Source organism: Bdellovibrionales bacterium (assembly GCA_041662785.1).
Classification (GTDB): Bacteria; Pseudomonadota; Alphaproteobacteria; order UBA9219; family UBA9219; genus UBA8914.
On the sequence record JBAZRW010000001.1, the window covers coordinates 81078 to 98850 of the forward strand.

Annotated in this window: 17 protein-coding genes and 1 tRNA gene; 4 read left to right on the forward strand and 14 right to left on the reverse strand. The window is 54.4% G+C overall.

Features of this window, described 5'->3' with window-relative positions; translation table 11 throughout:
* Positions 1 to 8 precede the first annotated feature (8 nt).
* Together WC612_00360 and WC612_00365 are read right to left on the reverse strand one after the other, a co-directional pair.
* Positions 9 to 1997: an AsmA family protein gene (locus WC612_00360; GenBank protein ID MFA6279231.1), complete on the reverse strand. Its 1989-nt coding sequence runs from the start codon at positions 1995 to 1997 to the stop codon at positions 9 to 11.
* Between the two features lie 15 nt (positions 1998 to 2012).
* A complete protein-coding gene (locus WC612_00365; GenBank protein MFA6279232.1) occupies positions 2013 to 3050 on the reverse strand; it encodes an RluA family pseudouridine synthase in 1038 nt (345 codons plus the stop codon).
* Positions 3051 to 3261: 211 nt separating this feature from the next.
* Between WC612_00365 and WC612_00370 the strand changes: the two genes are divergently transcribed.
* Entirely contained in the window at positions 3262 to 4650 is a 1389-nt protein-coding gene (locus tag WC612_00370) for a hypothetical protein (GenBank protein MFA6279233.1), read from the forward strand.
* 122 nt (positions 4651 to 4772) lie between these two features.
* Here WC612_00370 and WC612_00375 read toward each other — a convergent pair whose 3' ends face one another.
* Positions 4773 to 5369: a hypothetical protein gene (locus WC612_00375; protein MFA6279234.1), complete on the reverse strand. Its 597-nt coding sequence runs from the start codon at positions 5367 to 5369 to the stop codon at positions 4773 to 4775.
* A gap of 151 nt (positions 5370 to 5520) precedes the next feature.
* Here WC612_00375 and WC612_00380 point away from each other — a divergent pair.
* The 3 genes from WC612_00380 (at position 5521) to prfB (ending at position 7777) form a co-directional block, all read left to right on the forward strand.
* Positions 5521 to 5597, forward strand: a tRNA-Pro gene (locus tag WC612_00380).
* A gap of 404 nt (positions 5598 to 6001) precedes the next feature.
* Entirely contained in the window at positions 6002 to 6604 is a 603-nt protein-coding gene (locus tag WC612_00385; GenBank protein ID MFA6279235.1) for a hypothetical protein, read from the forward strand.
* Between the two features lie 62 nt (positions 6605 to 6666).
* Positions 6667 to 7777, forward strand: a protein-coding gene (gene prfB, locus WC612_00390) for a peptide chain release factor 2 (protein ID MFA6279236.1) whose coding sequence is annotated in 2 segments (ribosomal slippage) — positions 6667 to 6732 and positions 6734 to 7777 — 1110 coding nt in all. Because the reading frame shifts where the segments join, the coding sequence is not laid out codon by codon here.
* A gap of 276 nt (positions 7778 to 8053) precedes the next feature.
* On the opposite strand, the gene glmM is transcribed toward prfB, so the two are convergent.
* The 11 genes from glmM to WC612_00445 all read right to left on the reverse strand — a co-directional run bounded on the left by glmM (position 8054) and on the right by WC612_00445 (position 17679).
* Positions 8054 to 9385, reverse strand: a complete 1332-nt coding sequence (glmM, locus tag WC612_00395; GenBank protein ID MFA6279237.1) for a phosphoglucosamine mutase — start codon at positions 9383 to 9385, stop codon at positions 8054 to 8056.
* A 15-nt stretch (positions 9386 to 9400) separates the two neighbouring features.
* Positions 9401 to 11320, reverse strand: coding sequence for an ATP-dependent zinc metalloprotease FtsH (gene ftsH / locus WC612_00400; GenBank protein ID MFA6279238.1), 1920 nt, complete (start codon positions 11318 to 11320; stop codon positions 9401 to 9403).
* A 178-nt stretch (positions 11321 to 11498) separates the two neighbouring features.
* Positions 11499 to 12806 (reverse strand): tRNA lysidine(34) synthetase TilS, encoded by a 1308-nt coding sequence (tilS, locus tag WC612_00405; protein MFA6279239.1) that lies wholly within the window; start codon positions 12804 to 12806, stop codon positions 11499 to 11501.
* A complete protein-coding gene (locus tag WC612_00410; GenBank protein MFA6279240.1) occupies positions 12775 to 13701 on the reverse strand; it encodes a hypothetical protein in 927 nt (308 codons plus the stop codon). Before WC612_00410 ends, tilS begins: the two co-directional genes overlap by 32 nt.
* Positions 13702 to 13963: 262 nt before the next feature.
* Positions 13964 to 14458 carry a hypothetical protein gene (locus tag WC612_00415; GenBank protein MFA6279241.1) on the reverse strand — a complete coding sequence of 165 codons (495 nt, stop codon included), beginning with the start codon at positions 14456 to 14458 and terminating at the stop codon, positions 13964 to 13966.
* Positions 14459 to 14610: 152 nt separating this feature from the next.
* The gene (locus WC612_00420; protein ID MFA6279242.1) at positions 14611 to 15027 is read right to left on the reverse strand and encodes a hypothetical protein; all 417 of its coding nucleotides are present in this window, start codon (positions 15025 to 15027) and stop codon (positions 14611 to 14613) included.
* 217 nt (positions 15028 to 15244) lie between these two features.
* A complete protein-coding gene (gene rplS, locus WC612_00425; protein ID MFA6279243.1) occupies positions 15245 to 15637 on the reverse strand; it encodes a 50S ribosomal protein L19 in 393 nt (130 codons plus the stop codon).
* Between the two features lie 119 nt (positions 15638 to 15756).
* Complete coding sequence (gene trmD, locus WC612_00430; protein MFA6279244.1) at positions 15757 to 16524, reverse strand: tRNA (guanosine(37)-N1)-methyltransferase TrmD; 768 nt, start codon at positions 16522 to 16524, stop codon at positions 15757 to 15759.
* Positions 16521 to 17084 carry a ribosome maturation factor RimM gene (rimM, locus tag WC612_00435; protein ID MFA6279245.1) on the reverse strand — a complete coding sequence of 188 codons (564 nt, stop codon included), beginning with the start codon at positions 17082 to 17084 and terminating at the stop codon, positions 16521 to 16523. The genes trmD and rimM overlap by 4 nt, the downstream gene beginning before the upstream one ends.
* Complete coding sequence (locus WC612_00440) at positions 17081 to 17386, reverse strand: type II toxin-antitoxin system RelE/ParE family toxin (GenBank protein ID MFA6279246.1); 306 nt, start codon at positions 17384 to 17386, stop codon at positions 17081 to 17083. The genes rimM and WC612_00440 overlap by 4 nt, the downstream gene beginning before the upstream one ends.
* Positions 17383 to 17679, reverse strand: coding sequence for a type II toxin-antitoxin system Phd/YefM family antitoxin (locus WC612_00445; protein ID MFA6279247.1), 297 nt, complete (start codon positions 17677 to 17679; stop codon positions 17383 to 17385). The genes WC612_00440 and WC612_00445 overlap by 4 nt, the downstream gene beginning before the upstream one ends.
* Positions 17680 to 17773: the final 94 nt, after the last annotated feature.

The following is a 17773-nucleotide window of genomic DNA, read 5'->3' on the forward strand; positions in this document are numbered from 1 at the left end:
ACTGATCCTCACTGCCCTAAAAACGTATTGCCAAGGTCTTTTAGAAGATTGCCACCGATCCCTTTAACAGCATCCTTGACATCGTCCAGCTTGTCTCTCACCAAAGGCGTCGTGACAGAGGCTGCCGCCTTGGCCGCCGCCGGATTATCAAGCGTCGCCACGCAGGCGTTCTGGCCTTCGGGAACCGTCATTACCGTCGGCACACCGTCATCCACCGCGCTACCACCAAGCAAAAGACCCGCCATCTTTTGCACCGCGCCCGCCGTATCCAACGTAAAGGAAGGCGCGGCGAGTGCGCCATAGATTTTCATAGGCGGCAGGGCACTGCCCAGCCCGATACCCTTGGGCTTGGTGCGTAGAATCATACTGATACGCTCATCCGCCAGATTGATATAACCGCCCCCCGCAATCGTCGTCATATCCGTGTCGATAAGAAGCCCTTTGGTTTCCATCAACCCATTCGTCATCTTATACCGCGCGGCGATGCACTTGACGCCCGTTGAGGTAAGCGAGCCAATGCCGGGCGCAAAAACATTAAGCAGCGCGCCCGCAATTTGCTTCAACTCGCTAGAGGAAATGTTTCCGGCCTTCATCGATAAATCGATAGTGCCGTTCGCATAGGAGGCAAAATCATGAAGGCTGCTCCCCGATGTCGTAAGGCTCATGGCAAAATCGCTTTTGCCAGAGATAAACGATTCAATCCCGCCGATTTTGAAAAGTTGAGAAAGGTCGATGTCGGGAGCCTTGGCGCTAAGCTGCACCTGCGCCGGAGTCTGAGAAGCATCCAGCGTTAAATGACCCTCGGCTTTGCTCCCCGCAATCAGCGTCGTAAAGGGCTCAAGCACCAGTCGGCCTTGGCGCAAATCGACATGCGTCACGACTTGTTGCAACGTCGTCAGGCCCGCAACCAGCGTATCAAGGCTAACCTTTAGATCAAGGTCAACCGCCCGCAGACCCTCTAGCGCCAAGGGTTCGCGACTAAAGAGAACGCTGCCCTTGCTCTTCGCTCCAGCCGCGCCCTTTTCTGCCGTCAAGGATTCCTTTTCCTCGGCCTTCCCTTTAAAATTAGCCGGATCAAGATGCGGGCTTTCCAGTGTGCCCGTGACAAAAGGCCGCGGCCCGTTCAGCGCCACCGTTAACGCGCCTTTGGCCTTGGATTCCCCCGCTGTCAGCAGGTACTCATCAATCACAATTTTTTTGATATTATCGGCCAAAGCCCCGCTCGCATCGAGCTTGAGGTCGCCGTAAACCGCCTGAAGATTAAACGGCCAACGCGCGCCCGTGATGTCTTCCAAACGCCCGCCCGCTATTTCAATTTCTGCCGCAACCCCCGCCAGAAAACCGCTGTAATGGAAACGAACGCCTTTAGGATTCGTGACCATAGTCAGGGTCGGAATATCATAAAGGCTAAGCTTGCCGTCTTTTCCTTTAATCCCGACGCGGGAGTCGGTGATGGTCACGCGCTGAAGATCCAGCGCAAGGAGGGACGCGCTAGCTTTTTGCTGTTGTTGCTCCTTCTTGTTACCGCTCTCCGGCAAGGTCTCTTTCTTGGACTCAAAAGACCAATTGGCAGCGCCGCTGGAACCTGTCTCTAATTGAATGTCCGCGCGGTTTATTTCAAATGCCACCACTTTCAGCTTTTTTTGCAAAAGAGGGGCAAGGGCAACATGCAGTTTGGCTTGCCCGATTTGAGCCATAAGAGGGCGACTGGCCCAAGGCGGATTGCCAAGCGTGATCCCTTCCACAACAACGCTGAACCCTTGCGTGAGAGAAAATCCCCAATGAATGGGGCCGGAGAGTTTAATCTCCCGACCGCTTTTTTCGGAAAGCGTTTGCGCAATCGTCCCTCGATAATCATTCACGTCAAAGGTGGCAATCACGATCCCCATGCCCATAACGGGAAGCACCAAAAGAATGACGAAAACGATCAAAAACGAACGCAAAAGGCTCTCCTTTTGGGATATTTTTCTGAACATCGCTTTTTTGGCTTTTGTCATGGTCGTCCTCGCCTTTTAGATGTCGTCGAAATCAACGCGCGCCTTTTCCGAAAAACCAAAGCATCGCCATGTCTTTTGCATGGCCACGCTTAAAGGAGCTGTCACATTGAGAATCCCTTGACGCGGATGCGGGATAATCAACTGCCGTGCATGAAGGTGAAGACCCGCACCAAGGTTCATCGCCGTAAGGCCCTTTAATTCCTCTTCCTCCTTTATAAACCCATAAAGCGGATCTTTCCAAATCGGCGTTCCAAGATGGGCCAAATGCACGCGCAACTGATGCGTGCGCCCTGTCAACGGCCACAGCGCCACAAACGCCATCGCCCGCGGAATGCTTTCCATAACGCGGTAAAGCGTCACGGCGCTTTTGGCCTCGCGGCTTGATAAATCCTCATCCTGCGCGATGGTCATCACCTGACCCTTTTTGATGAGCGGCGCTTCGATCCGTCCCTGCTCTGGCACGGGCACGCCCACCGTCGCCGCCCAATAAATCTTTTGCGTCGAGCGCGCGCGAAACGAAGCCGCCAGCTGCATCGCCGCAAAATCATTACGCGCAATAAGAAGGACGCCGCTGGTGTCACGATCTAAGCGATGCACAAGCTTGGGGCGCGTCACCCCATCCAGACTCAGCGCCATCAAGCTGTCATCAAGGTTTTCCTTAAGCCCCGTGCCGCCCTGAACCGCAAGGCCAGCAGGCTTATTCAGCGCAACGACATCCTCATCCTCATACAGGATGAGGCTCTTCAACTTATTCGGATTGCGCAAAGGCCGCTTAACGGGGACATCGGGCGCGACAGCAGGAGAAACAAAGAAATCGCCCGTCAGTTGAGGGGGAAGGCGCAACACTTGCCCCGCCTCCAACCTGTCCGACGAATCAGCCCGTTTGCCATCAACCCGAATTTGCTTCGTTCTGAGCATTTTTTGAAGCTGGCTATGGGTTAGCGCCGGAAAATGACGCTTAAACCAACGATCAAGGCGAATCCCCGTCTCATCGGAATGGACGGTTTGAATCTCGACTTTTGCAGGCTGTTCTTTGAATTTTGGCTCCATCATGGGCTCCTTTTCTCTCTTCTTTTGACACTGTGGCGCAATAGCCACAAGGTTTTTCTGTTGATAAAGCTTGTTATCAAGTGGTTAACAAATTAAAGTGTAAAAGAATCATTATCAGAGTGCTTGGAATTTCTACCCGTTGCCTCTAAATAGAATACGTTTAGGGTTCTCCGGTTTTTCTATAGCCACCGCAATCGGCAGTAGGTGTAACGTGATGCAAACGAAGGGATTTGCGATGCTCCGCAAAATTGTTCTGGCCGCCCTTTTGGCCACGCTGTTTTCAGTTAGTACGCCAGCTTGGGCAACGACTGGAAATTTCAACTCGGTCAATAATCTCAATAAGACCGAGCCCCGTAAAGTCGATGCCGATAAGGCTGAGACCACAGCGCCTTCTGCTGAAGAGCCTTCTATGGCGCAGGAAGCGTCCGAAAGCACGCCGATGCAGTTGGCCTCGCAAGGGGAATCCTCCACGCTGTCATCGTCAGGAAGCGGCGCCAATGATTCACTGGCAGGGTTCGGCCCTTCCAGCGGAACCATGGTCGGCAATCGCGCCCTTGAATTGCGAGACGAAGTTCTTCGCCTCCGTTCTTCCGTCAATCTCAACGCCAGCGAGTTTATGGTTCTACGCGCCAATGGCGCAGCCGGCGCTGTTCAGTATCACAGCACCGTGGCCGCCATCACAGCCCGCCTTCAAAACGGCACGACACGCGGCAACCCGATCTTGCTCCGCCAATGGGAAGAAGCTGAAGGCAGCCTGAACGAAGTCACCAACTCGCTCAACCGCCTCAATGCCCTTCAAACGGCGGTGGCGGCAGATGCCTCTCTCTCCTCCTATATGCTCGAATCCGTTCAAGCGGGTTTCTTGCTTTCCGGCGCGGTGGACGAGGATCATGACCAGTTGAAACTTTTACGCGATGAAGTCAGCCGCTTGGTCGTTCAATTGGATTACCTGCGCAATCAGGTCGCCGATGACATTCAACGCCAAACGACGTACCTGACGACTGAACGCACGAACCTTCAAGCACTGGCCTTTGCCATCACGCGTGGCGAGCTGTTGGGCAACAGCCTTGGCAACCGCCCTGTGATCGTCAACCCATCGCCCGTTATGATGTTGCCGCAGGCCGCAAGCAACCCGTTTGGGGGTGGTCAGGCATCTTCTTATGCGCCAACGCCAGCGGCAGCGCCGATGATGCCCGTCGATAGCGGAAAAATTGGGCCCTCCCCCATGTCGCCGCGGGCCTACATGGAAGAAAAAGGCGGGCCAGACTTTGCTTCATCCACCTCCGCCATGGCGCCCTCAACAGGGCGTCTTTTAGTTTTGATCCGCTACAACCAGCCGAACGTCGAATACGAACAACAATTGGCGGGCGCGGTTAGCGCGGTCGTGGCGCGTAAGCCCGATGCCGAGTTTTCCGTTATTGGCGTAACGCCAGCCAAGGGTGAGCCTTCTGAACTGGCCACCATGCAAGAAGCCGCCGCCCGCAACGCCGAAGGTGTCAAGCGCTCGCTGGTTCAACTGGGTCTTGCCCCCTCGCGCATCACCGTGAGCGGCACGCAGACCCAAGACGCCAAGACGGCCGAAGTCCACGTCTACGTCCGCTAAGGCGGCTCCCACCCACATCCCTTCGCTAATTCTTACTGTGTTATACCAACGGTTCGATGAAGTGACTTATTAAGAAAGAAAACAAACGGGATGCCCGCTTTCTTATTTTGTAATGGATCGTTTCAAAAGGCCGTTGGTGTTAGAACGGTTTCTGAAAAGGAAACATGATCCGTCACGCCATTTTGCAGCAGGATATCCGCATCCTCGACAAAGCGCGCGCCATGCGCGACGATCTTTTGAAACGGCTTCCTTGTTCCCACCTTTTCCTTTGGCACAAAGGTCACTGTCCAGCGATGGGCGGGTTCCTCAACACTGGTGATCGTAAAATCACCTTTCAGCCTTTCCCAATTGCCGGCCAGCGCCCACAGAAGGTTCTTTTGAACCTCGGACAGGAAAGGCATCTGCTGGCGATTGAGCCGCAGCAAAGCGAACTGGCCAACGCTTTGCGTCAGCCCCTCTGGCGTCAAGGTCGTCGTCGTCGCCATCGGCTTTTCAATCGCCCACACGATACGATCCTTGCCCGACACGCTAAAGCGTCCCTCGCTGCGGAGAGGCACGTCAAAACCCTGCACCGGATGATCGTGAACGAACCGCCCCGTAAGGCTCTGGTCCTCTTTAAGCGTGATATGGGGGCCTGCCTCAGCCATGGCGGGGGCAATCCCAAGGAAAAGGACGCACAGCGCCGTAGCAGAAGAAAAAGAAGCAAAGCGTTTGGTCATCCCATCATCCCTTTTCCTAAGTGAGCGCTTTTTAAAAGACACACCTCTTATAAAGGCAGGAAACGGCAAAACTATGGCCGCTCAATAAAAAACAAGAAAACAAAAGGTATCATTTGAAATACGGATGAGAATAGGCTATCTCATCCCTCGTCGGGGCGTAGCACAGTCTGGTAGCGCGTCTGGTTTGGGACCAGAAGGCCCCCGGTTCGAATCCGGGCGCCCCGACCATCTTCATAAAAGCCCCTCATCATCGTCCACGCACGCCCCCTTTTTCACTTCCGAAAAAAGCTTTTAGAATCAACGAATCGAACCTTTTTAGAAGCCGTACGTCGAGCAGAGCCCTACTGAGAGACGCTTTTGAGTCTGTTTGTACCTAATTAACCATCTATGTTGATGAAATATAACGATTTTGTCAAAATCGATGACCCCACGCATCCCATTGAAAACAAACGATTTTCTGAATCATCTTTTTGCGGAAGCTAAATTCCGCGAAGTTTACCCGCCCCTCTTGCTTTCAGCTTATTACTTTCGTGTTTTTCGGGTACAATCCACTCATGGTCGCCAAACAAAAAATCTATCCCTTTGCATCACTCCTTCGAAAAGGTCAGGACGACATAAGCAACGATGTCGTCTTGAGTGTTTTAAGAGAAGGCAACACGCTTATGCTCAACGCCCAGATTTTTAGGGCTTTGATGCAAAAGCGCCCGCAGGTTGTGATCTCCTATGAAGCCGCCAAAGAAAAACTCTTGGCCGCGCTTGATCGGCGGCGTGGGGCCGCCCCCTATTTCCATCATCCCGTCTTGGCCAGCCATCCGTGGCTTGTGCCCTATATTCTGGCGGCGCGTGAGCCTGCTTCGGTGGCATGGGGCCAGAATGGCAAGCCCTATCAGGTCGGGTTCACCTGCAAGGGGACGCAGTCCCTCGTTTATCCAGATCAAGACGGCATCGCGCAACCGATCAAAATACCGCACGTTTTAGTCATGGGGTTTGTGAATGGCGAACGCTTTGCGCCTATGACAGCCCTTGAGAGCACGTTTCCACTTAGCAAAGCGGCAGCCAACGCCTTGCTTGGCCTAGAGCCTGAGCCGGGAACGAAAACGCCGCCTTCCGGCCCCACCTCCCCTGTGAGCGGATTGATTGAGGCAAATTATACGCCGCCCGCTCACCGCCCAACCACAAAAGACGCTGCAAAAGTGTACAAGGATCATCAGCCCCAGCAATTGAAGCTGTTTTAGCTTTTCAAAAAGCTGCCAGCACGTTACAAGAACCTTTCGTTTTAAGCAGCCAAGGACATCCCATGCGCGCAGAAATACAATCAGCAATCACGGCGACAGAAAAGTCGCTGGCCTTGCTGAGGAGGCATCTTTGACTATGATCGGGCCACCTCCCGTCTTGACGAACTGAACAACCTTTCCGAAGACCCGGCCCTATGGGAAAACCCCACGCACGCGCAAAGCCTGATGAAGGAGCGCACCAAGCTGGATCAGGCGGTGACGGACTACCGCTCTATCGAACAGGCCATGAAAGACAACACCGAGCTTCTGGCGATGGCCGAAGCCGAAGGCGATGCCGCGATGATCGCAGAGGCCGAACGCGGCCTGTTGGACAACCAAAAAACCGCTTCGCAGCGTGAGCTGGAAAGCCTGCTGTCCGGCGAGGCCGATGGCAATGACTGCTATCTTGAGGTCAACGCGGGCGCAGGCGGAACCGAGGCTCAAGACTGGGCCGAAATGCTCCTTCGCATGTATATGCGCTGGGCCGAGCAACATGGGTATAAGGTTTTCCTTTTGGATGAATCGCGTGGTGAGGAAGCGGGGATCAAATCCTCCACCATCGAGATTATGGGCCGCAACGCCTATGGCTGGCTGAAAACCGAATGTGGCGTGCATCGCCTTGTGCGCATCAGTCCCTATGACTCTAACGCCCGCCGCCATACCAGCTTTTCCAGCGTGTCGGTCACCCCCGTGATCGATGACACGATTCAAGTTGAGGTTTTGGACAAGGATTTACGGGTCGATACCTATCGCGCCTCGGGCGCTGGCGGCCAGCACATCAACAAGACCGACAGCGCGGTGCGCTTCACGCACATCCCGACGGGCATTGTTGTGGCGTGCCAGCAAGAACGCTCTCAGCACAAGAACCGCGCCAAGGCGATGGAGATGCTGCGCGCCAAAATCTATGAGATGGAGCTGAAAAAGCGCGAGGACGCAGCCGCCGTGATCGAAGCCGGTAAAAGCGAGATTGGCTGGGGCCATCAGATACGCTCGTACGTCCTGCAACCCTATCAGATGGTCAAGGACGCCCGCACCGGCGCAGAAACATCGCAAACGCAGGACGTTTTAAACGGCGACATCGACCGCTTCCTGCAAGCGTCCCTCGCGTCCAAAATCCAAGGGCATGAGGAATAAAGGAAGCCAAGAGAGCACCTATCCGCAAGCACAGCCCGTCATCCCCTTTCGTCATCCCAGAAAACTTTCTCTTCGGGCGCACGCGCACGAAAGAAAGTTGATCTGGGATCCAGTGTTGCTACCAGCGGGCGATAAAGAAACGTTTGTGAGGACGGGAAAGGCGGCTGGATCCCACGTCCATTTTCTTTCGCACAAAGAGGTGCGAAGAGAAAATGCCTGCCCTGCGAAGCCTTGGCGTAGCGGGGTCTTGGGATGACGAGCGGGGGGGCAGCAGCCCTACGCCGCGATCATAGCCGTCAGGTCGTTCACAATTTTCTCGACCAAGGCAAGGTCATCCCCCTCGGCCATCACGCGCACCAAATTCTCGGTGCCCGACTTGCGAACCAGCAGGCGGCCCGCACCATTTAACGTGGTTTCGGCGGCTTTGATCGCATCCAGAAACGCCGGATCATTCATCACATCGCGCGCGACCTTGACGCTTTTCAAAAGCTGGGGCACAGGCTCAAACAGACGGCACACGTGACTGGCAGGCTTGCCCGCCTCACCGATCACGGCCAACACTTGCAGGGCCGTCAAAAGCCCATCGCCCGTGGTGCTATAGTCGGAAAGCACCATATGGCCCGATTGCTCTCCGCCCAAATTACAGCCTTGCTCGCGCATCGCTTCGACAACATAGCGGTCACCCACATTCGTGCGGATCATACCAACACCAATCGACTTTAGAAAACGCTCTAGCCCCAGATTGGACATCACGGTCGTCGCCAGCTTGCCGCCCTTAAGGCGACCTTGTGCTGCCCACGCCTTGGCAATCAGCGCCATCAGCTGATCTCCATCGATCACCTGCCCCTTTTCATCGGCCATGATGAGACGGTCGGCATCGCCGTCCAAGGAAATCCCGACATCCGCGCCATGAAGTAAAACCGTCTCGCGCATTAAATCGGTATGTGTCGCACCGCAGCGATCATTGATATTTTTCCCGTTGGGACTGACCGCAACGGGGATCACCTCCGCCCCCAGCTCCCACAGAACCGTCGGCGCAACCTTGTAAGCCGCACCGTTAGCGCAATCGATCACGATCTTGAGGCCATCAAGGCGCTGCCCTGCCGGAAACGTCGCCTTCACAAACTCGACATAGCGGCCTTGCGCGTCTTCTAGGCGCGAGGCTTTGCCCAAGGCATCCGAAGCCGCCAGCTCTTGATCCGGCTCCTCCATCAACTTTTCAATCTGCTCTTCCAGCTCATCCGACAGCTTTTGCCCATCGGGCGAAAACAGCTTGATGCCGTTATCGGCATAAGGATTGTGCGAGGCGGAAATCATCACGCCCAAATCGGCGCGCAAGCTTTTGGTCAGCATCGCGACGGCGGGCGTCGGCAAAGGCCCCAGCAGGATCACGTCCATGCCCTGCGCAATAAAACCAGCCGTAAGAGCGGGCTCCAGCAAATAACCCGACAGGCGCGTATCCTTACCGATCACAACGCGGTGACGATGGGATCCGCGACGGAACAGCCGCGCAGCGGCCATGGCAACAGATAGCGCCGTCGTGGCCGTCATCGGCTCTTGGTTGGCGCGACCACGGATACCATCAGTTCCAAAAAGTTTGCGGGGCATAGAAAATTTCCTGTTTTAGACGACAATCGAACTAGCTGGCGGAGCCACTTTGGGAACTGAGCCTTGACGCGTCGAGGGCGGTGCATCGGCAGAGGGCGGCTTGGCCGCTTGATCCTTACGATCCAGCGCCTCACCGCGCAACAGCGCCGCAACATCATCGCCCGATAGCGTTTCATATTCCAAAAGCGCTTCAGCAATGTGCTTTAACTCGTCCTTGTGCGTGGTTAGAACCTCGCGCGCCTTGGCTTCGCCCGCTTCGATCAAATGCCGCACTTCATCATCGATCAGCTGCGCGGTGCTATCGGACACGTTTTGCGTTTGCGACACCGAATGACCCAAGAAAACTTCCTGTTCATTCGCGTGATAGCGCACGCGACCTAGCTTGTCCGACATGCCGAACTCACTCACCATGCGCCGCGCCAGATTGGTCGCCTGCGCGATATCGCTGCTTGCGCCCGTCGTGACATTGTCCTTGCCGAACGTCAGCTCCTCGGCCATGCGGCCACCGAACATCATCGCGATGCGCGATTCCAGCTCGATCTTCGTCTGACTGTATTTGTCCCGCTCCGGCAGGTTCATGGTAACACCCAAAGCCCGCCCACGAGGGATAATCGTGACCTTATGCAACGGATCGCTTTGCGGCATGTTCAGGCCGACCAGCGCATGACCGGCTTCGTGATAGGCCGTCAGCTCGCGCTCCTTATCCGTCATGACCATCGAGCGCCGCTCCGCGCCCATCATCACCTTATCCTTGGCCGATTCAAAGTCCGCCATATCGACGCTTGTCTTATTGCGCCGCGCCGCCAACAAGGCCGCCTCGTTCACAAGGTTGGCCAAATCCGCACCGGAAAAGCCGGGCGTGCCCCGCGCAATCGTCCTTGCATCCACATCCATGGCGAGTGGCACTTTACGCATATGAACCTTAAGGATGCGCTCACGCCCCAGAATATCGGGGTTCGGCACGACCACTTGACGATCAAAGCGTCCCGGTCGCAGCAAAGCAGGATCAAGAACGTCGGGACGGTTCGTGGCCGCGATCAGGATCACGCCTTCGTTCGCCTCAAACCCGTCCATTTCCACAAGCAACTGGTTGAGCGTTTGTTCGCGCTCATCATTGCCACCGCCAAGACCCGCGCCGCGATGGCGACCCACCGCGTCGATCTCGTCAATAAAGATAATGCAAGGCGCGTTTTTCTTGCCTTGCTCAAACATATCGCGCACGCGGCTGGCGCCCACGCCGACAAACATCTCAACAAAGTCCGAACCTGAAATCGTGAAGAACGGCACATTCGCCTCACCCGCCACAGCGCGGGCGATCAGCGTTTTACCCGTACCGGGAGGCCCCACCAAAAGGACGCCCTTGGGAATCTTGCCACCCAGCTTTTGAAATTTTTGCGGATCGCGCAGGAACTCCACGACTTCCTCAAGCTCTTGCTTGGCTTCCTCAACGCCCGCGACGTCCTCAAACGTCACCTTGCCCTCTTTTTCCGTCAGAAGCCGCGCCTTGCTGCGGCCAAAGCCCATGGCCTTGCCACCCGCGCCATTCATCTGGCGCATAAAGAACACATAGACCGCGATCATCAGCAGCATGGGCCATGAGGAAATCAAAACGCCCCAAAAGGTCGGCTCCCCAAGAGTTTCGGGCTGCGCGACGATCTTGACCTTTTTATCCACCAGACGGTCAACAATGTTCGTGTTGTTGGGAAGATAGGTCGCAAAGCTCGCGCCGCCCTCCATCATATGGCCAGAAACAAGGCCGCCCTTGATCGTCACATCGGCGACCTTGCCTTCATCAACCCGCGCCAGAAAATCGCTAAACGGCATCATAGCTTGCGACGAAAGCCCGTCAGGACTTTGCAGCATGCTCACAAGCCCATACAAAAGCCCGCCGATAAGGACGATAAGGAGGATATTTTTGCCCGTGCTGTTGTTCAATGTCCCGACCTTTCGGATAAAATGGCGACCCCTTATAGATAGGGGTTCACAGACCCATTTTCAACCTATACTACGTCAACTTGAAAATCCGAAAACTTTTTGGCCGCATGAGCTTGTTTCTCTTTGTTTTATGCGACTTGGCGGAGAAAAACTTTTCGGCCTTTCAAGCGGACGGGCTCTAAACAAGCCAAAAAGGGCGAATCCACTCGGCCACGGCAACAGCTTGATTTACCTTATCAAAAGAGGGGATGGCGACAAGGCGACCTTCCTCCCATACAGAAGGCAGGGACGCCCGCGCCCGCGCAGAGGGGATTTGCCGCCGCAGCGCTGGCGCAAGAGCGTCCAACACCTCATGTGTTGGCAGGCCCAAAGGTCGTACCGCTAACCCTGCCCGATCCTCAAGCAGCGTCACGCGCCAGCGCCCGTCCCACATCACCGTTTCCTGAAAGGAGAGAGAGGGAGCATCGGTAATCGCGGCGACCTCACGCAAGAAGCGTATTGTTTTCTGCCCCGCCTTCTTTTGGACAAGGCAGCCGTGAAGCGTGCGAACATCCTGCGCCGAAGGGGTCAGCAGCCACGCCATCAGCGCCGACAACGGCTCGCGCTCTGGTGCATAGGCGGTGGAGTTGAGCGTCGTTAAACACGCCGCCAGCGCCCGCAAAGCGATAGCGCGGGGGACAGCGGCCAGAGCCTCGCCATTCAGCAGCAACGTGCCGCTAACATCCGTTGCCTCTACAGACTCGCACAAAAACATCTTGGTGTAATGCTCCAGCGCCTCTTTGGCCTCGCGGGCGCGGTTCCCCAGATCCGTCAAGCGCTCTGCCGTAAAGCCCTCCTCCGCCAGCAACGGCATGACGCGGCGCAGACGACCACGCGCGTACTTGTCTTTTTCATTGCTTGGGTCGGTAACAAAGGGAATCCCGTTTGCCTCGCACGTCGCCAGCAGTCGCGCCTTAGGCAAAGTCAAAAAAGGCCGCGCGAGCGTAACGCCGCCTATTTCGCGGGCAGGTGCCATCCCCGCCAGCCCGTCAATCCCGCTACCTTTGGCAAAGCGCATCAACACCGTCTCGGCCTGATCATCCGCATGGTGCGCTAAAAACAGCGTTTTAATGTTGTTTTTTTGACAGGCCGCAAGCAGCAGCGCGTAACGCGCCTCACGCGCTTTAACGTGGATGCGGCTTGAAAGGGATTCATGCTGCCACGGCAGGATCTCGGCCTCCATACCCATGCCGCGCAAACGATCCGCTACCTCCCCCGCCTCTGCCGCCGATTCCGAACGCAGGCCATGTTCGACGATCAAGGCGAGGACGCGCCCGTCCTCGCCCCAAAAACGCTGCAAACAAAACGCCAGAGCCATGCTGTCGGGGCCACCCGATACCGCGACGGCCACCGCGCCCGCCTGCACGCCAAAGGGCGCAAGCAACGCGACAACCTCATCCGGTAGGATTGCCCCATCAGCCATGCGCGAACCCGAATAATAAGACATACGCGGGCACAATCGCCATCGACAAAAGTGTTGAAAGCGCCACCGCGCCCGCAGCCTCTTCCGGATAGACATTTAAAAGTTCCGCCAATGCCGCCGTGTTGGCCGCCAAGGGCAGAACGCTCATCAGCAGCAAAATAGGCTCATACAAAGCAGGCACAGCCAACGGCGTGAAACGCAGCGCAGCCATGAGCGCCACCGTCAAGGCAGGCCATAAAAGAAATTTGATGCCGAGCAGCGCACTAAACAGTTTGCCATGAAAACGAGGCCAGCCCTTTTGTGCCAAACCAAGGCCGATAATTAAGACACCCAAAACGACATAAGCCCCCAGAAAATCGCGCGCCGCGCTTTCCCATTGGGCAGGAATCTTAATCCCCATAAGATTAAACCCCAGTCCCGCCGCCACAGCGTAAAGAAACGGCATCCGCAAAAGGCTTCTGATCGCGTCACGGGGGGAGAACCGCCCGCGTGCAATCCAGTAATAGCCCAAAGTGCTTTCATACAAACTGCCCCCCACCATTGTGAGGACATAGACGGGGAGAAAATCAGCGGGCAAAACGATCATAGCCACAGGAATGCCCAGATAACCAAGGTTCGCCGCACCGCTGGCCTGCGCCATCAACGGCGCATAAGGAGAACCCACCTTCCGCGCGATAAAGTTTGTTCCCGCGCTGATAGTGATGCAAAGAACCCCAAGCCAAAAGGGCAACAGCAATAAATCCGCCGAAAAATCCAGCCGCATCAGGTTCGTAAATATAACGACGGGCATAATCAAATAAATCTGGATCGTCGCCAGCGTGTTATTCAAATTGCCAAAGGCGCGGGAAAGAGCAACCCCTGCCCCCATCGTGGCATACAGCGGAAACAGTTTCGACAGCATCGCAAAAAACAAAGACATCTTTTTCCCTATAGCCCCAACAGTTAAACCCCTTGCAACAAGTAAAAAACAAACGAGATTCCCGCTTTCGCGGGAATGACAGGATTTATGTATAAGTTATACCCTCTATCGTCATCCCCACGGAAGCGGGGATCCCGTTTTCATATTTTCCTTCGTGCATCCTTTCGTCTGCTCGTTTACTTTGCACCAAAAAACCAAAAAGCCTCCCTCGGTTTAACACGAGGGAGGCTTTGTTGGAAAAAGAAAAACAGCAAGCCGTTTTTTAAAGAGTCGGACGCGGCAAGGCCTCGCATTTTATAATGGCAACCATCACCTGACGGTCAGATGGAGACATATTGGCCGCATACACCGTAGAAACAGGCACACTGGCATTCTTATTCGGAACATTCATGCTCGTTGTCACTAACCCATTCTTAAGGTCATAAACTTTATAAACCCCGCTTGTGGCGCCAAAATCATCACTTCCCTGCTCGTGAACGCAGTAAAGAGATTCGCCCAAACCCGATGTCTTACCTTTAAGCTCTGGCAGCGCTTTTTTGAGACACTCTTCCTTCTGTTTTTTCCACTGGGCGTTGATCGTCCCTTCATTGCGGAATTTTTTTGCTTCTGGGGCGGTAAAAGAGTGAACGGTTTTCCCCATAAGTGCGACAGCAAAGGTTGCGACTAGCAAGGAAACGGGAAACGCCACTAAAACCTTGGCTAACGATTTTTTATTTTCATTCATCACAATCTCTCCTTTTGAAAAACGTTTTAACATAAGGCGTCCTTCAAGGCGCAGCAGCACAATAGCCTTTTCAGCTCTAAAAACAAAGAGATTCTCGTTTTTATGCCACCAGCTCTATTAACCAAAAAGCCTCCCTCGGTTTCCCAAGGGAGGCTTTTAAGGAAAGGATTATGACGACAAAGGCCTTACGGCATATCATAAGCTTTTTGACGACATAACTTGGTGCTGTTCATAAGGGACTTCTCATCAGGGGTTATAGCTTCACCAACATGCTGTTTTAAGACAACCTCTGTCGCCCCGGTACTGTGGGGATTACGAGTAATGGTCGTCGTTACGGATCCATCTTTAAGGTCAAAATATTTGACGATCTCCGATTCGCCATTTGACCGAACTCCAACGATTTCCTCGTTTGCGTTGAATGTTGAAATGATGTCATACGCTCCAACCTTGTCCATCACGACGTTCATGCATTGTTTGAAAGATTCTTGTTTTTGATCCTCTATTTTTTTCTGAGGGGATTGTTGAGAACATCCCTGTAACAGCCAGCAGCTTGTCGCCAAAAGAACACTACCAATCACTGCAATCGTTTTCTTCGCTTTCATAATAGACCTCATCTCAATCTATTTAATACTGTGCAAACCCGCACAATCGATGGATACATCATTACCCATTTTTGCGCTTTTTTATTTTTTAATTTTTACTTTCATCGGTTAGTTCGTCAGCATTATGGTTAACAACCGCTGCCCACAACGTTGAAACAACAAAAAGCCCCCCTCGGTTTCCCAAGAGAGGCTTTTTGAAAAAAGAAACGAACCCGTCTTACGATGCGTCGGCAGCCTTGGCCGTAGCCTTGGGCGCGTAGCTTGTCTTTTCCGTGATACGGGCCGACTTACCGCGACGACCACGCAGATAATAAAGCTTGGCGCGACGCACATCGCCACGACGGACGACAACGATCGATTCAAGACGAGGGCTGTAAAGCGGAAATACGCGCTCTACGCCTTCGTTATAGCTGATCTTGCGAACGGTGAACGAAGAATGGATGCCCGCGTTCTTACGCGCGATGCAAACGCCTTCATAGGCCTGAATACGCTCACGCGTGCCTTCAACAACCTTCACGTTGACGCGAACGGTATCGCCAGCGCCAAAATCAGGAATCTTAGCGCCGATCTTTTCGATCTGGGCGGCTTCAAATTTTTGTAACAAGTTCATTTTCATTCTCTCCACAAAAGCCAGCCAGAATAGGTTTATCTGGGAATCGGCTTAATAACGCTCTAAGGCTCGTCCCTATACATGGTCTTTTCGGCAAACTCAATGCTTTCCATGCCGTTTTAACCATTTTTCCCTTCTTTTTTCGTCTTTTCACGAATTTCCCACAAATCGGGGCGTCTTTCACGCGTCAGGCGCTCTGCCTGCTCGCGCCGCCACGTCTTAACCTTTTCATGATGGCCAGAGATAAGGACGTCGGGAACGGCCCTCCCCTCCCACTCTGGCGGACGGGTGTAATGCGGATATTCCAACAGCCCATCCACAAAGCTTTCTTCCTCAACCGTCTGAGCATTACCCATCACGCCCGTCAAAAGTCTCGTGCAGGCCTCAATCACGGTCAGCGCCGCAACCTCGCCGCCCGCAAGGACGAAGTCGCCAAGGCTGATTTCCTCTAGTCCTTCGGCATCCAGCACGCGCTGATCCACGCCCTCATACCGCCCGCAGAGCAGCAAAAGAGAGGGGGCCGCCGCCAGATCCTCAACCAAGGCTTGATCCAAAACGCGCCCACGGGGCGACAGGTATGCGCGCCGCGCCGCTCGACCAAACTGCTTTTCTGCGCCGCGCAGCGCCGCCGCAATAACATCAGGCCGCATCACCATGCCAGCGCCGCCGCCATAAGGCGTGTCGTCCACGGTGCGGTGCTTATCGGTCGCAAAATCGCGGATATTCAGAACGTCCAGCGTCCACAAGCCATCGTCCAGTGCGCGACCCGCCAAGCTTTGCCCCACAACGCCGGGAAACATTTCAGGAAACAGCGTAAGGATTTGGGCGTGCCAAGGGGAAGGATTCAGGATTCGGGATTCAGGATTCAGGGAAGAAGTATTATTCATTCAGCCCCCTTTATATCCGATTTCTTTTTCTTTTCCTTAGGTGGCTTTTCGGCGGCTAACCAGCCTTCAGGGAGGATCACGTCGATCCATCCCGCCTTTAAATCAACGGTAGGGACAAACGCATCTTTAAACGGCAGCATAAAGCTTTTGGCGTTCACGGGCTTGATTTCCAAGAACGCGCCCGCGCCATAGTCGAAAACATTTTCGACAACGCCCACGGGCTGCCCTTGCGCGTCACGCGCCTCAAGACCGATAAGATCAGCGTGGTAATACTCACCCTCGTCCTCAGGCGGCAAAGCGTCGCGATCCACATAAAGGCGCGTGCCTTTCAGCTCTTCAGCGTCTTCACGCGTCGCACAGCCCTTGACCGAGACAATGTAATGATCCTTGCCCACGCCTCGCGCCGTGAGCACAAAAAAGCGACTGGCCGCTTCGTCGCTCAACGGCTCATAATCAAAGATGGCCTCAGGATCATCCGTAAAACTGCCCAAGCGAACCTGTCCCCGCACGCCGTGCGGCCCCAGAAAAACGCCTACGCAGATTTTGTGAGAAGGATTCATGCATGCCCCATATCAAAATGTGCCCGCGCGCCATGGATAATGCGCAGCACCTTAACCGCGCCGCCTTTGACAACAAACAAAATGCGATAATCCCCAAAGAGGAAGTGACGAAGCTCGCGCCCTGTTCTTGACGCTTCTGGAGCCAACGAACATCTGTTGGGCATCTCTTTAAGACTTTGTATTTCGTCCCATAGCTTTTGAGCAAAAATATCGGCACGAGATGGATTATCTGCCGCAATATAGGCGCGTATCTCAGCGAGATCGTTCAACGCCTTCGGCATAAAATGAAGAGCATACTTCATTTAAGCCTCGTTGTTTTTTTGGCTTTAAGGCCAAGTGCGCTCATGGCCTCTTTTTCCGTATGGAAAGTGCCTGCGTCCATTTCTTTGATAGCTTGATCAAGCTTTATGCTTTCTGCCGTATAGTCTGCCATATTCAAAAGATGCTGATAGGTCTGCGCGTCCTGCACCACGAACTCGGCGCGGCCATTGACCGTAAGCACCGCAGGCCGTCCCGTTTTTTTCAGCTTCTTGGCATAGGCCTTGGTGTTACGCGCAAAGTCAGTGAGCGAGTGAATATCTTCCAAATGGATCATGGTAGGGCCCCTTGAGGTTCATGTGCGAATTCGCTGTGAATAATAACACACGCGGCGCTGCCACCCAAGCAAAAAGAAACCCCGCCGCTGCGCA